The organism is Ignavibacteriales bacterium, from assembly GCA_026390795.1.
In the GTDB taxonomy this organism is placed as follows: domain Bacteria; phylum Bacteroidota; class Ignavibacteria; order Ignavibacteriales; family Melioribacteraceae; genus Fen-1258.
In genome coordinates this window covers 195,459-209,072 of record JAPLFG010000005.1, presented here as the reverse complement: position 1 = coordinate 209,072, position 13,614 = coordinate 195,459, and the positions used below count along the sequence as shown (strand labels likewise).

Here is a 13,614-nt window from a genome sequence, read left to right as displayed (position 1 = left end):
ATTCTCAGTTCAAGGATTATATGTAAAAGTGAAAAATGGACTGTAGCTGTTTGGATCAATATCGCTCGTCGTGTATGTGTAAACACGCCATTTGTAAGTCCTGTATGGTTCTAATTGCAAATTGGTAACGTTAATTATTATTTGTTCATTGGTTTTATCAGTAGAAAAGTTTATTTCTCCGACAGTCCCATAAATTTCGTTTGCTTGAATAACAAGTTTATATCTTGCCGCTTTTGAGACTGTCTTTATATGGAATTCGCTTAACGAAGTTATGATGGCATTATAGGCGGGATAAACTAATTGTGGTGAATCTAAAATAATATCTGAGACTTCGGGCGTAACCGGACTTTTCAAGTTACCTTTATCAACGGCAATAATCTTGTAATAATAAGCAGTTAAAAGTTTCATCTGTTTCGAATCAAAATAGAAAAGATCAGAAGTGAAATTCAGAAAGTGAATAGAATCTGCTGCAAATCCCGGTGTCTCGCTTCTATAAATCTCATAACCTTTAATGTCGTGATCAAGCGGCGGGGTCCAATATAAATTAATGCCTACCGAGTTAGTCCAATTTCGTGCGTTTATGTTTAAGTAAGATGGGGTAAGTGGCGCATAAAAATTTTTCGGTATTCCGGAAACGGGCTGAGTCAACGGGCTTTCAATTCCAAGATTATTTACAGCGCTTACTTTGTAATAGTAAGTGGAATCGTAAAAAAGCGAATCATCCATGAAATAATTATTAGACGTAAATGCTCTTTGCATAAAGTGGCTGGGTTGATTTATACTTCTATAAATAAAATATCCTTTTACGTTTGGTTCATTATTATTCGTCCATTCTAAACCGATTTGTCCGTCAAATGCGGCATAGACATTCAGATCGCTCGGGGTTTCAGCCGGGATTGATTCATCGATTGGCTCTGTAATTTTTTCCCGACCACATCCCCACATTCCCAGCAATGTAATACTTATGATAATAACCTTATAACGTAACCTCATAACCACGAATCGGAATTGATATTTTTTTGAATCCGCTTGATTCAAGATGCTTCTTGTAAATTTCCTGTTGATCGATTTCTCCATGAACAAGAAAAATTTGCTGCATCTGATTTTTGTCTAATTTGGATGTATAAGCTATCAGTTCATTTTCATCTGCATGGGCACTGTAAGACTGCATAACTATTACCTCTGCCGCAACGTTATATTCATCACCGAAGATCGAAACTTTTTTTTCACCGTCTATAAGTTTTCTACCAAGAGTATTTTCTGCAGAATAACCAACCATAAGAATAATACTATTGGGGTTCTCAATATTATTAGCTAAGTGATGAAGAATGCGCCCGGCTTCGCACATACCGCTGCTTGAGATTATAATGCAAGGACCGCTAATGGAATTAAGTTTTTTGGATTCTTCGGAACTCGTAACATAAGTTAATCTGCTGAACCCAAATGGATCTTCATTCTTTTTTAAAAATTCATTTGTTTCAGCATCGAAGCATTCAGGATGCAAGCGGAATACGTCAGTAGCGTTTACAGCAAGAGGACTATCAACGTAAACTGGAATTCTTGGAGCTTTATTATTGTCAAATATTCTGTGAAGCGCGTACACAATTTCCTGCGTTCTTCCAACACTGAATGCAGGAACAATTATTTTTGACTTATTCGATACTGCTTTATTTACAATTGTTGCCAAAGTATCTTCCGAGCTTAAGGGATTCTCGTGTATTCTTCCACCATAAGTACTTTCACAAATAAAATAATCAACATTTGGAATTTGTTCTGGATCTTTAAGTATCGGCAGATTTGGTCTGCCAAGATCTCCGGAGAACGCAAACTTATAAATCCTACCATCTTCATTTACAGTAAGATGAACTAGAGTTGAACCAAGAATATGACCAGCATCATAAAAAGTAAGTGTAATTCCATCGGATACTTGATAAGGTTGATGATAATTGATTCCAATAAATTGTTTCAAAGTTTTTAAAGCATCTTCTTGAAGATAGAGAGGTTCAAAAAGATTCTTACCCTGTCTCTTTCTTCTTTTGTTGACAAACTCAACATCCTTCTCCTGGATATGGGCACTGTCCTGTAGCATAACAACGGATAGATCACGCGTTGCAAATGTTGAAAATATTTTTCCCGTAAAACCATTTTTTACTAATGTAGGTAGGTTCCCCGAATGATCGATATGTGCATGTGAGAGAATTACAAAATCAATTTCGGCAGGATCGAAATAAGTAAAGTTACGATTGATTTCAAACGCTTCTTTTCTTCTGCCTTGATACATACCGCAATCGAGAAGAAACTTTGCCTGCTTTGTTTTTATAAAATGCATTGAACCAGTAACAGTCTGGGCTGCCCCGATAAATTGAATTTGCATATTATTCCTAAAAATTTTGAAGCAAACTATTCAAAGAAAGAATGAGATTCAATCCAATCAATTAAGGTAGGCATAAAAATTAATCAGCTGCGGATAATTTTATATCGTTTATATCCGTTATAGATTTCACGGGAAGCAGTTTTAACAACCGTTGCAGCGGGAACCGCCAAAAGCATACCAAGAACACCAAGTAATTGACTTCCGGCAATAATAAGAATAATTATTAAAAGCGGGTGAATATCGGTGGCTTTTGCAAATATGTTTGGTTGAATAAATCCGTTATCAATTACGTAAACAGTTAAGAACATAATAATAATGCTCGGAAGCATTGACAAATTTCCATATTGAATAATTGAAATGATAATTGCGGGAATACCTCCCACAATTGGTCCAAAATATGGAATAAGATGTCCAACGCCGGCTATGAATCCGATTGAGATTGCATTATTTATACCCAATATTTTCAATCCAACACCGCACAATAACCCTACAAGAAAAGCATCTAAAATCCAACCTCTCACAAAACGACCAAGTTGTAAAGCAATCTTATCAAACACTGAATAAGAAACTTCAAAATATTTATTCGGCATAATATTTATAATACCGCGTAATAAATGTTTGTTATCTTTTAGTAAAAAGAAAGTCATAAACGGAACTATAACTAAGATTGCAATAAGTGAGACGATACTATATATCAAGTCGCTGAAATTACTAATCCAGCTGCTAAATACATTCTGTGAAAAATTTGTAAATTTTTCAACGATGTTAATCGAATTTAAAAATGGGAATGTTGACTTTAAAGAATTCTCAATTTGTTGAAAAAACAATTGCAAATTTTCCTGGGTTAATGTAACCGACAAACTGTTGAATTGATTAATGACTCTGGGAATTAAAAAAGAAAAGCTCGCGATTATTAAAAGTATTACAATTGCAAATACAGTCAACACAGCTGACAATCTGCTAAATCCTCTCTTTTCAAGAAAGCCAACAATCGGGTTGAAAAGCAGCGATATTAATATTGAAACGGCAAGCATTGCAAGGATATCTGCAAAAAGATAAGACAGAAAAAATAATGTACACAACGATAGAAAAACTAAAAAATAAGTTTTACTTTTTTTTAACAGTTGATCTGTTAGAGGCATAATCTGCTTAATCATAATTATCTCCACTTCAATATTCCTAATTCGTACGAAAAATTCAATTTGAATCGTAAATAGTTTTAAAATTTTCGGTTAACTGCGTTTGAAGAATTGCCTATATTTGTAATGAATTTTTAAACAATATCGGAATATTATTATGGCAGAGATTGAATTACTTAATCAAATCAGATCCAGAGCAGCTCAAAGGAAAAAGACAATTGTACTACCCGAGTCACACGATGAAAGAGTATTGAAAGCAGCTGAAATATTAACTCAAGAAAAAATCGCATCGGTAATAACGCTTGGTAACGAAGAAAAAATTAGAAATGATGCAAAAAAAATCGGAGTGAACCTACAAGGCATAAGAATAATTGATCCTGACAAGAGCGATAAACTGAGCGACTTTACAAACATATTTTTCAATTTGCGAAAACACAAGGGAGTAACTGTTGAACAAGCCCGCGAAACTATGCGGCGAGATCTATTTTTTGGCGGGATGATGGTTAGCAGCGGTATGGCAGATGGAAGTGTATCGGGTTCATTTGCCACAACTGCAGATGTCATGCGTGCATCAATCTTTTGTGTTGGTATGAAAGAAGGAATTTCAATTGTATCGAGTTTCTTTTTAATGGTGTTTCCAAATGTAGTTTACAGCTTTGCGGATTGCGCGGTTAATCCCAATCCTGATGCGAAACAACTTGCGGATATCGCAATTTCAACTGCTGATAATCATAAGAAACTTACTGGCGAAGAACCATACATTGCAATGCTTTCATTCTCTACAAAAGGAAGTGCAGAGCATGAGCTGGTTGATAAAGTCCGTGAAGCTACAAAGTTTGTTCAGCAAAAACGACCTGATCTAAATGTTGACGGCGAACTTCAATTTGATGCCGCTGTTGTTGCCGGAGTTGGTAAGAAAAAAGCACCGGATAGCAAGGTGGCTGGAAGGGCAAATGTTTTGGTTTTCCCGGATTTGAATGCCGGTAATATCGGATACAAAATTGCTCAACGCCTCGGCGGTGCAGAGGCGGTGGGTCCTATAAGTCAAGGATTGAAAAAACCTTTCTATGATCTTAGCCGTGGCTGCAGTGTGGATGATATTGTAAACACGGCTGCTATAGCTTGTCTTGCTGCAGATTAATTTTATTTTTGTAAGGACAGATGCATATCTGTCCTTACGTTAAAATTCTAAAACTCGCCATATTAATTGAACTAAACCTCTTCTGTTTCCGTTTTACAAATAAACAATGAAAGGAATGCAATGAAAGGCTTTAGATATATTTCGTATTTATTGTTCTTACTTGGTTTCGCTTATAATTCTCCGGCTAAGAATAGCGGCGGTGAATCTTCTGCAAATAATATTGATAATATTGTAGTGAAAGATATGAGCGGTAAGGATGTTAAACTTTCCGATTACAAAGGAAAGGTTTTACTGATCGTAAACGTAGCAAGCAAATGCGGATACACACCTCAATATGAAGCGCTTGAAGCAATCTATAATAAGTACAAAGACAAAGGATTTGAAATTCTTGCATTTCCATGTAACGATTTTGGCGGTCAAGAACCCGGAACTAACGAAGAAATTAAAACATTTTGCAGCTCAAAATATAATGTGACTTTCAAGCTTTTTGATAAAATAAAAGTTCTTGGTGATGAGAGAACACCGTTATATGCCCGGCTAATAAATAACAATGTTACTGAGAAGGGCGATGTGAAATGGAATTTCGAAAAGTTCTTGGTTGATAAAAACGGAAATATCGTTTCCCGTTTTAGAAGTAAAATTAAACCGGAGAGTGAAGAAATTACAAAAGCAATTGAAGCTGAATTAGCAAAATAATTCTTATTTAAGTTGTGGCCGCGAATTTTACGGCCACAACAATTCATTTCTATTCATCTTCCACTATAATATCTGCATTCTCATTTTTCCTTAACGGTGGACGTTCAAACATTACACACATTTCTTGATAATGGCTCGCAAGTCCTTCTGAAATCTGACTCCATGTAAATCTCCATGTCCAATTGCCTCCCAAAGTACCCGGCAAGTTCATCCGTGCTTCATTGTTCAGATTCAAAATGTCCTGTAACGGTATAACACAAATATTTGCAACGGAACCATAGGCGGATCTTATCAGTTCATATGTCATATTATCTCCGTAATAATTGAAATATTTTTGTGTCCACTCATATATGCCGGAATTTTTATTCTTTTCGGTTGTAAGAAATCCTAGTGTTGTTTCATTATCATGTGAGCCGGTATGAACAATACAATTTTTGATATGATTATGCGGCAAGAATTTTTTATCCCCGTCAACACCAAGACCAAATTGCAAGATTTTTATTCCCGGGAAATCAAAATGATCGCGGAGTGCTTCAACAGAATCTGTAATTACACCAAGATCTTCCGCAATGATTGGCAAATCGCCAAGAGTTTTTTTAATTGAATTAAATAATTTTTCACCGGGAGCTTTAACCCATCTTCCTACAATGGCAGTTTTTGCGTCGCCTTTAATTTCCCAGTATGCATCAAAACCGCGGAAGTGATCTATTCTTAAAATGTCTGCCATCTCGAGAAGTTTGGAGATTCTTTTTCTCCACCAGGCAAAATTATCTTTCTCCATTTCTTTCCATTTGTAAAGCGGGTTGCCCCAAAGTTGTCCCGTCGCACTGAAATAATCTGGTGGAACACCGGCAACAAATTCTAAAGAACCATCCTCGCGAACTGTGAACAGTTCTTTGTTGGCCCATAAGTCAGAGCTATCATAAGCTATGAAGATTGGCATATCACCAATAATTTTTATTCCATTATTGTTTGCAAAGAGCCGTAATGCTGTCCATTGTTTATCAAAAGAGAATTGAAGAAATTTTTGAAATTCAATTTCATCTTTCAATTTATTCTTCCATTCCGGAATATTTTTTCTGAAGGCGATTGTCGGATCCCATTGAGTCCAAAGAACTCCGCCATGGTATTGTTTTGCGGCCATGAAGAGGGAATAATCATCTAACCAATAATTATTTTTTTCACAGAAGTCTCCGCACTCATTATCGAATTCTGAATGTTTCTTCTTGAAATTCTGAAATGCTTTTCGAAGTAAAGAAAATTTGTAATTGATGACAGAGCCAAAATCAATTTTATGAGAATCGTAATGTGGTATATTATCATACAGTTCATTATCATCTAACAAGCAGTCTTTATGTAATAATTCCGGACTTATTAAAAGCGGGTTCCCGGCGAATGCTGAGAAGCACTGGTAAGGGGAATCACCATACCCCGTAGGACCAAGCGGAAATACCTGCCACAATGTCTGTCCGGCTTTTTTTAAGAATTCTACAAATTGAAATGCATCTGGTCCGAGATCTCCAATTCCAAATTTTCCGGGAAGGGACGTAGGATGAAGCAGAATTCCTGCCGATCGTTCAATTTTCATTTGTTCCTCACGTTATTGTGATCTAAATCGCATATAAAAAAATAAAACAAAAAAACAATATTTACTTACTACAATATTTCATTAACTTGCAAATGAACAAGTGATACACCATTTGAGTAATTATAAAAATATTCTTCAACTAATTGCTTAAACAAATTTTTTTGGTTATGTTGTTTTTGTCCCCAACGATGGAGGAAAAAAATCCCGAAACTTAAAATCTTTTACAACATCAAAATTGACAAATTTTATTAATACTTTTTTCAAGATCGGAGTTATGAATGAAAATAAATCGTCTTTTCACTTCTGCGGATAAAGATCCGCTCGAATCGATTGAGTTTGTTAAAAGAACATCAGAGATAAAAAATCCGGATGGCTCAATTGTGTTCAGAATGGAAGACGTGCACGTTCCCAAAGAATGGTCGCAAGTTGCTACCGATGTTCTTGCACAAAAATATTTTCGCAAAGCAGGTGTTCCTAAACTTTTAACAAAAATTGACGAAGAAGGAATTCCTCTTTGGCTTCAACCATCTGCTGCCGATAAAAAATTAGAAGAACTTTCCGAGAAAGAAAGATTTGGTTCGGAAACGGATGCCCGTCAAGTTTTTTACCGTCTTGCAGGAACGTGGACTTACTGGGGATGGAAAGCAAAATATTTTGATACCGAAGAAGATGCAAAAACATTTTATGATGAACATGTTTATATGCTAGCTGTACAGTATGCAGCGCCTAATTCTCCTCAATGGTTTAATACAGGTTTAAATTGGGCGTATGGAATTAATGGACCCTCGCAAGGACATTATTATGTAGACTATCAAACCGGGCAGCTTACTTTTTCAGACGATGCATATACTCATCCGCAACCGCATGCATGCTTCATTCAATCCGTTAGAGATGATCTGGTTAATGAAGGCGGAATAATGGACCTATGGGTTCGCGAAGCTCGTTTATTCAAATATGGTTCCGGAACCGGTTCAAACTTTTCCGAGTTACGCGGACTAAACGAACCACTAAGCGGCGGCGGAAAATCTTCAGGATTAATGTCGTTCTTAAAAATCGGGGACCGTTCAGCCGGCGCAATTAAATCCGGCGGAACAACACGCCGTGCTGCCAAAATGGTAACGCTAGATATTGATCATCCGGATATTGAAGAATTTATAAATTGGAAAGTTGTTGAAGAACAAAAAGTAGCGGCTCTTGTATCCGGTTCAAAAATTTTAAATTTCCATCTCAATAATATTATCAAAGCATGTTTTGATGAACATCCGGAAAACGACCGCTTCAGTAAAAAAACAAATTTGAGATTGCGTAAAGCAATAATTGAAGCGCGCAAGATGAGCGTTCCGGAAAATTATATTGACCGTGTAATTAAACTTGCAAAACTAGGATTTCATTCTATTGAAGTTCCGGTTTATGATGAAGATTGGGATTCAGAAGCATATTTAACTGTCTCCGGACAAAATTCAAATAACTCTGTCCGTGTTACAAATGATTTTATGCAGGCAGTACTTAATGACAGTAATTGGAATTTGTATTGGAGAACGGAAAAGAAAAAAGCAAAAAAAGATGGACGTGTGCCAAAACCGTCTAAATCTTTAAGCGCTAAAAATCTTTGGGATGATATCGCATATGCTGCCTGGTCAAGTGCTGATCCGGGACTTCAGTATGATACAACTATCAACGAATGGCATACGTGTCCGGCTGAAGGTTCTATTCGTGCTTCTAATCCATGCAGCGAGTACATGTTCCTCGATGATACTGCTTGTAATCTTGCATCTCTAAATTTAGTAAAATTTTATAATGATGATACACAAGCATTTGATATCGAAGCATACCGGCATGCAACAAGATTGTGGACAATCGTATTAGAGATAAGCGTATTGATGGCTCAGTATCCCAGCAAAGAGATTGCACAAAAAAGTTACGAGTATAGAACTCTCGGTTTAGGTTATGCAAATCTTGGTTCATTGTTGATGCGTCAAGGGATTCCTTATGAAAGTAAAGAAGCATACGCAATATGCGGTGCTCTTACCGGAATTATGCATATGCGTTCTTATGCAACATCTGCAGAAATGTCCAAGGAACTTGGGTCATTCCCGCGTTACAAAGAAAATGAAGAAGCCATGTTGCGTGTAATTCGGAATCATAAACGTGCATCGTATAATGTACCTAAGGAAGAGTATGAAGGATTATCAATCTATCCGATGGGAATAAATCCGGAATTTTGTCCATCTGATTTATTAAAAGCTGCCCGTGAAGATGCAGACATTGCTCTCGAGCTTGGTGAACAATTTGGTTTCCGTAATGCACAAGTTACCGTGATTGCTCCTACCGGTACAATTGGACTTGTAATGGATTGCGATACAACAGGAATAGAGCCGGACTTTGCACTTGTGAAATTTAAAAAACTAGCCGGCGGCGGTTACTTCAAAATTATTAATCAATCAATTCCGCCCGCGCTTAAGAGATTAGGTTATAACGAAGATCAAAGCCGGGAAATTATTAAATACGCAAAAGGTGCCGGAACATTAATCGGCTGTCCACATATAAATCATGAATCGCTGAAGGTGAAAGGTTTTAATGAGGAAGTTCTAAATAAGCTTGAAGCAATTCTGCCTGCCGTTTTCGAATTGAGTTTTGCGTTTAATAAATTTACTCTCGGTGACCGGTTCTTGAAAAGCAATCTTGGTTTCACAGATGAACAGATTAATGATTTCAATTTCGATGTTCTTTCCGAACTTGGATTTTCAAAAGAAGAGATTGCTTCCGCAAATGATTTTGTATGCGGAACAATGACTATTGAAGGTGCACCATTTTTGAAACATGAACACTATCCGGTTTTTGATTGCGCTAACAAATGCGGAAAGAAGGGTTCCAGATTCATTAAAGCTGATGCACACATTTACATGATGGCTTCGGCTCAACCATTCATCTCAGGCGCTATTTCTAAAACAATCAATTTGCCTAACAACGCATCAATCGATGATATCAAATATGCATACTTGCAATCATGGAAGCTTGGAACAAAAGCAAATGCACTCTACCGTGATGGATCTAAACTTTCTCAACCTCTCAACACAATGACAGATGAAGAAGTTGAAGACTTAATGGAAAAGAAGGAAGAAAACGATATTGTAAAAATTGCTGAAAGAATTATTCACAGGTACATAGCCAAGAGAAGAAGATTACCGGACCGCAGAACAGGCTACACACAAAAAGTTAAAATCAATGGGCAAACTGTTTATGTTCGTACCGGTGAATATGAAAACGGTCAAATCGGCGAAGTATTTATTGATATGCACAAAGAAGGTGCGGCATTTAGAAGTTTGTTAAACTGTTTTGCAATTTCTATTTCGTTAGGGTTGCAGCACGGTGTTCCTCTTGAAGAATTTGTTGATGCATTCGTTTTCACTCGTTTTGAACCGAGCGGAGTAGTTTCAGGACACAGCAGAATTAAAATGGCGACTTCTGTAATTGACTATATCTTTAGAGAACTTGCCGTTACTTATCTTGGAAGAAATGATCTGTCTCATGTTGAAGAAGCAGAGATAGTAAAAAAGATTGATCACCGTTCTGTCGTTGAACCCGATTTTGAAAGTGAAGAAGTTATTAGCGAAAGAATGATCGAATTAGACAACCATAAAGAACTCGTTGAAAAATCTTCTATGGAAGTTTCGAAAGATCTTAGAGCCAAAGCTATCACTCTTCACCAAAGCGTTATGAAGGCGCGGGAACGCGGTTATACAGGAGATATTTGCCCTGAGTGCCAAAGTATGACAATGGTTCGTAATGGAACGTGTCTGAAGTGCACTACATGCGGCGCAACCACAGGGTGCAGTTAATTTTACAATGCCGATCTAATAATGCAAATTAAGAGAAAGGGACTAAAGCTTAGTCCCTTTTTCGTTATATTTGAGAGGTAAATACGTTGACTTTTATAACTCAATAGAATACATTTTCACCCTAATTTTTAGCGATGATTTCAGAAAATCTTAAAAAACTTGAAGATCGGATTGCAGAAACCTGTGCAAAATGCGGCAGAAATCGCTCCGAAATTAAGCTGATAGCGGTAAGTAAAACACAACCGGCTGAAGTAATTAGTGAAGTTCTTAATTCAGGTATTAAAGAGCTTGGAGAGAATAAAGCTCTTGAACTTCGGGATAAATCTGAATTGATAAAGGGAGATTTTCGATGGCATTTTATCGGGCATCTTCAAACGAACAAAGTAAAATATGTGATTAATTCGGCAGATTATATTCATGCCATTGATTCAATTAAATTAGCTGACGAGATTAATCGTAAAGCCGGACAGATTAACAAAAAGCAAAAAATTCTTCTAGAAATAAAGACTTCTGCCGAAATGGCTAAACTTGGTCTTGAGAGTGAAGAAGAAATTTTTGAAGTCGCTGAATATTGCAAAAGTCGCTCTAATTTAGATTTGACGGGATTGATGACGATGGCGCCATACACGGATGATACAAAAGTTATCCGGAATTGTTTCGTCAAATTAAGAGAGATAAAAGAAAAGTTGACTAATAATGGCTTCTTGTTAACTGAACTTTCGATGGGGATGACTAACGATTACGAGATTGCGATTGAAGAAGGTGCGACAATGCTAAGAATAGGAACAGCAATCTTTGGCAGCAAATAAGCAGTTAGAAATTATTAATAAATTAGTGAAGAAATGAAGTTCACACCGTTTGGTATTAAGAATCAAGAATTCAACAGGACTGTTCGCGGTTTCGATCGTGATGAAGTAAAAGCATTCTTGGATAAACTTTCAGATGAATTTGAAATTCTTCAAAACGAGAACGAGAAATTGAAAGTTGAACTTGAGCGCCAGGAAGATCAATTAAGGGAATTTAAACGAATCGAAAAAAGCCTTCAGCAGGCGATGTTGAATCAAACTGAATCAACAAGTAAAACTGTCGAATCGGCTAAGAAGCAAACTGCCATGATGATTAAAGAAGCCGAACTTAAGTCTCTTCAAACAATTGAAAAAGCAAAAGAGTCAGCAAACTCAATCCGCGATTCGGTTCTTAGATTGCGTGAAGAGAAAAAATTATTGATAGCAAGGTTGAAAGCAATGCTAGATACGCAATCGAGTTTTCTTGAGATGAATATGCAGAATATTGAGACCCGTCCCAAGAAAAAAGAAATTGCGAAAGGACATGCAGATCAAGACGATCAAACCGAAATAAATGTTGATGATATATTGGAGAAACTTTTATGAGTAATCTTTTAGAAATGATTAATGAAACTCTTACAGTTATACGCAAGAAAACAAACAAAAATTATGAAGTAGGAATCATTCTAGGTACAGGTCTCGGCGGTTTAGTAAATGAAATTTCTGTAGAACATGAAATTGATTACTCCGATCTACCGCACTTTCCGCTTTCTACTGTTGAGTCTCATCATGGTAAATTAATTTTTGGAAAGATCGGCGGTAAAGAAATTGTTGCAATGCAGGGTCGGTTTCATTATTACGAAGGGTATTCGATGAAGCAAATCACGTATCCGGTTCGTTTAATGAAATATCTTGGTGTAAAAACATTGATTGTTTCAAATGCATGCGGAGGAATGAATCCAATCTACCGACGCGGTGATATTATGCTGATGGTGGATCATATCAATATGTTGGGTGATAATCCTCTTATAGGAAAGAATGAAGATCATTTGGGTCCCCGTTTTCCGGATATGAGCGAACCATACGATTTAGAACTTATTAAAATTGCAGAAGATGTTGCTCTTGAGAATAAAGTGAAAGTTCAAAAAGGTGTTTATGTTGCTGTTCCCGGTCCAAATCTTGAGACTAAAGCCGAATACAGATTCTTAAGAGCAATTGGAGCGGATGTGGTAGGGATGTCGACTATTCCGGAAAATATTGTGGCAAATCAAATGGGTATGAAAGTTTTAGGAATAAGTATTATTACGGATGAATGTTTCCCGGATTCGCTGAAACCTGCTAAAGTTGAAGAGATAATAGCAACAGCTATGCAGGCCGAGCCAAAAATGACTTTAATAATGAAAGAAGTGATAAAAAAATTATAATGGAAATGAAAAAAATATATTACTCAACACCGGCGTTGCTTGCCGTAATAATTTTTGCTTCTAATTTTTTGAGTACCGATCTGTTCAGAGTAGGATTTCAAAATTTTTCAGTTTGGTTTGTTCTTTCACTTTTTTCATTCGCTTGCGGATGGCTGATAAATAAAACACTTGGTTATAACCACGGTGGAAAAGTAGTCTTTATGGTAATTGTCGCCTCCACATTCGTGAGTATTCTGCTAATCTCATTCTTCAGCGAATATTTCGGATTAAGCGATTTACTTGTTGAGAATATGATCCTTTATATGCTGCGCAACATTATGCTTGGCACAATGGCGTTTTGCGGTATGGCAATTTCCGAAGTAATAATTTTGCAGAAACAAGGAGCTCCGTCAAAATCAAAAGAGGAAGATTCTAAAAGAATATTGGCAAATGCTCAGAAGGAAGCTCATCTTTTAGTCGAAGATGCAAAATTGAAAGCAGATAAGATGATTTATCAAGTGCAGCAAGGCGTTAACGATATGGTCGATCGGAAAAATCAAATTGAAAGAAGACTTAAAGAATTCATTGCTGCAGAAAGAGAATTAATTAAAAAGTATGAATCCGAAGAAGAATAAATCCCATTTCACTA

General features: G+C 36.6%; 11 protein-coding genes. 7 read left to right on the top strand and 4 right to left on the bottom strand.

The window, feature by feature from the left end:
* Positions 1 to 9: 9 nt before the first annotated feature.
* The 3 genes from NTX65_16935 to NTX65_16925 all read right to left on the bottom strand — a co-directional run bounded on the left by NTX65_16935 (position 10) and on the right by NTX65_16925 (position 3,531).
* The gene (locus tag NTX65_16935) at positions 10 to 993 is read right to left on the bottom strand and encodes a hypothetical protein (protein MCX6171022.1); all 984 of its coding nucleotides are present in this window, start codon (positions 991 to 993) and stop codon (positions 10 to 12) included.
* Positions 977 to 2,374, bottom strand: a complete 1,398-nt coding sequence (locus tag NTX65_16930; GenBank protein MCX6171021.1) for an MBL fold metallo-hydrolase — start codon at positions 2,372 to 2,374, stop codon at positions 977 to 979. The genes NTX65_16935 and NTX65_16930 overlap by 17 nt, the downstream gene beginning before the upstream one ends.
* A gap of 83 nt (positions 2,375 to 2,457) precedes the next feature.
* Positions 2,458 to 3,531: an AI-2E family transporter gene (locus NTX65_16925; protein MCX6171020.1), complete on the bottom strand. Its 1,074-nt coding sequence runs from the start codon at positions 3,529 to 3,531 to the stop codon at positions 2,458 to 2,460.
* A 139-nt stretch (positions 3,532 to 3,670) separates the two neighbouring features.
* Here NTX65_16925 and pta point away from each other — a divergent pair, with 139 nt between their 5' ends.
* Entirely contained in the window at positions 3,671 to 4,654 is a 984-nt protein-coding gene (gene pta, locus NTX65_16920; GenBank protein ID MCX6171019.1) for a phosphate acetyltransferase, read from the top strand.
* A gap of 120 nt (positions 4,655 to 4,774) precedes the next feature.
* Complete coding sequence (locus tag NTX65_16915) at positions 4,775 to 5,350, top strand: glutathione peroxidase (protein ID MCX6171018.1); 576 nt, start codon at positions 4,775 to 4,777, stop codon at positions 5,348 to 5,350.
* 49 nt (positions 5,351 to 5,399) lie between these two features.
* Here NTX65_16915 and malQ read toward each other — a convergent pair whose 3' ends face one another.
* Entirely contained in the window at positions 5,400 to 6,938 is a 1,539-nt protein-coding gene (malQ, locus tag NTX65_16910; GenBank protein MCX6171017.1) for a 4-alpha-glucanotransferase, read from the bottom strand.
* Between the two features lie 278 nt (positions 6,939 to 7,216).
* On the opposite strand from malQ, the gene NTX65_16905 reads away from it, so the two are divergent.
* From NTX65_16905 to NTX65_16885, 5 genes are all read left to right on the top strand, one after another.
* On the top strand, positions 7,217 to 10,777 hold the full coding sequence (locus NTX65_16905; GenBank protein MCX6171016.1) for a vitamin B12-dependent ribonucleotide reductase: 3,561 nt from the start codon (positions 7,217 to 7,219) through the stop codon (positions 10,775 to 10,777).
* Positions 10,778 to 10,911: 134 nt separating this feature from the next.
* Entirely contained in the window at positions 10,912 to 11,586 is a 675-nt protein-coding gene (locus tag NTX65_16900; protein MCX6171015.1) for a YggS family pyridoxal phosphate-dependent enzyme, read from the top strand.
* Between the two features lie 33 nt (positions 11,587 to 11,619).
* Positions 11,620 to 12,168: a DivIVA domain-containing protein gene (locus tag NTX65_16895; protein ID MCX6171014.1), complete on the top strand. Its 549-nt coding sequence runs from the start codon at positions 11,620 to 11,622 to the stop codon at positions 12,166 to 12,168.
* A complete protein-coding gene (locus NTX65_16890; GenBank protein MCX6171013.1) occupies positions 12,165 to 12,986 on the top strand; it encodes a purine-nucleoside phosphorylase in 822 nt (273 codons plus the stop codon). Before NTX65_16895 ends, NTX65_16890 begins: the two co-directional genes overlap by 4 nt.
* Positions 12,987 to 12,991: 5 nt before the next feature.
* Positions 12,992 to 13,600 (top strand): hypothetical protein, encoded by a 609-nt coding sequence (locus NTX65_16885; GenBank protein ID MCX6171012.1) that lies wholly within the window; start codon positions 12,992 to 12,994, stop codon positions 13,598 to 13,600.
* Positions 13,601 to 13,614 lie beyond the last annotated feature (14 nt).

Excerpts from the sequence above, each read along its gene's own strand:
- NTX65_16885 (MCX6171012.1), top strand. The coding sequence starts at position 12,992 with ATGAAAAAAATATATTACTCAACACCGGCGTTGCTTGCCGTAATAATT.
- malQ (MCX6171017.1), bottom strand. The coding sequence starts at position 6,938 with ATGAAAATTGAACGATCGGCAGGAATTCTGCTTCATCCTACGTCCCTT.
- NTX65_16900 (MCX6171015.1), top strand. The coding sequence starts at position 10,912 with ATGATTTCAGAAAATCTTAAAAAACTTGAAGATCGGATTGCAGAAACC.
- NTX65_16890 (MCX6171013.1), top strand. The coding sequence starts at position 12,165 with ATGAGTAATCTTTTAGAAATGATTAATGAAACTCTTACAGTTATACGC.
- pta (MCX6171019.1), top strand. The coding sequence starts at position 3,671 with ATGGCAGAGATTGAATTACTTAATCAAATCAGATCCAGAGCAGCTCAA.
- NTX65_16930 (MCX6171021.1), bottom strand. The coding sequence starts at position 2,374 with ATGCAAATTCAATTTATCGGGGCAGCCCAGACTGTTACTGGTTCAATG.
- NTX65_16895 (MCX6171014.1), top strand. The coding sequence starts at position 11,620 with ATGAAGTTCACACCGTTTGGTATTAAGAATCAAGAATTCAACAGGACT.
- NTX65_16915 (MCX6171018.1), top strand. The coding sequence starts at position 4,775 with ATGAAAGGCTTTAGATATATTTCGTATTTATTGTTCTTACTTGGTTTC.
- NTX65_16905 (MCX6171016.1), top strand. The coding sequence starts at position 7,217 with ATGAAAATAAATCGTCTTTTCACTTCTGCGGATAAAGATCCGCTCGAA.
- NTX65_16935 (MCX6171022.1), bottom strand. The coding sequence starts at position 993 with ATGAGGTTACGTTATAAGGTTATTATCATAAGTATTACATTGCTGGGA.
- NTX65_16925 (MCX6171020.1), bottom strand. The coding sequence starts at position 3,531 with ATGATTAAGCAGATTATGCCTCTAACAGATCAACTGTTAAAAAAAAGT.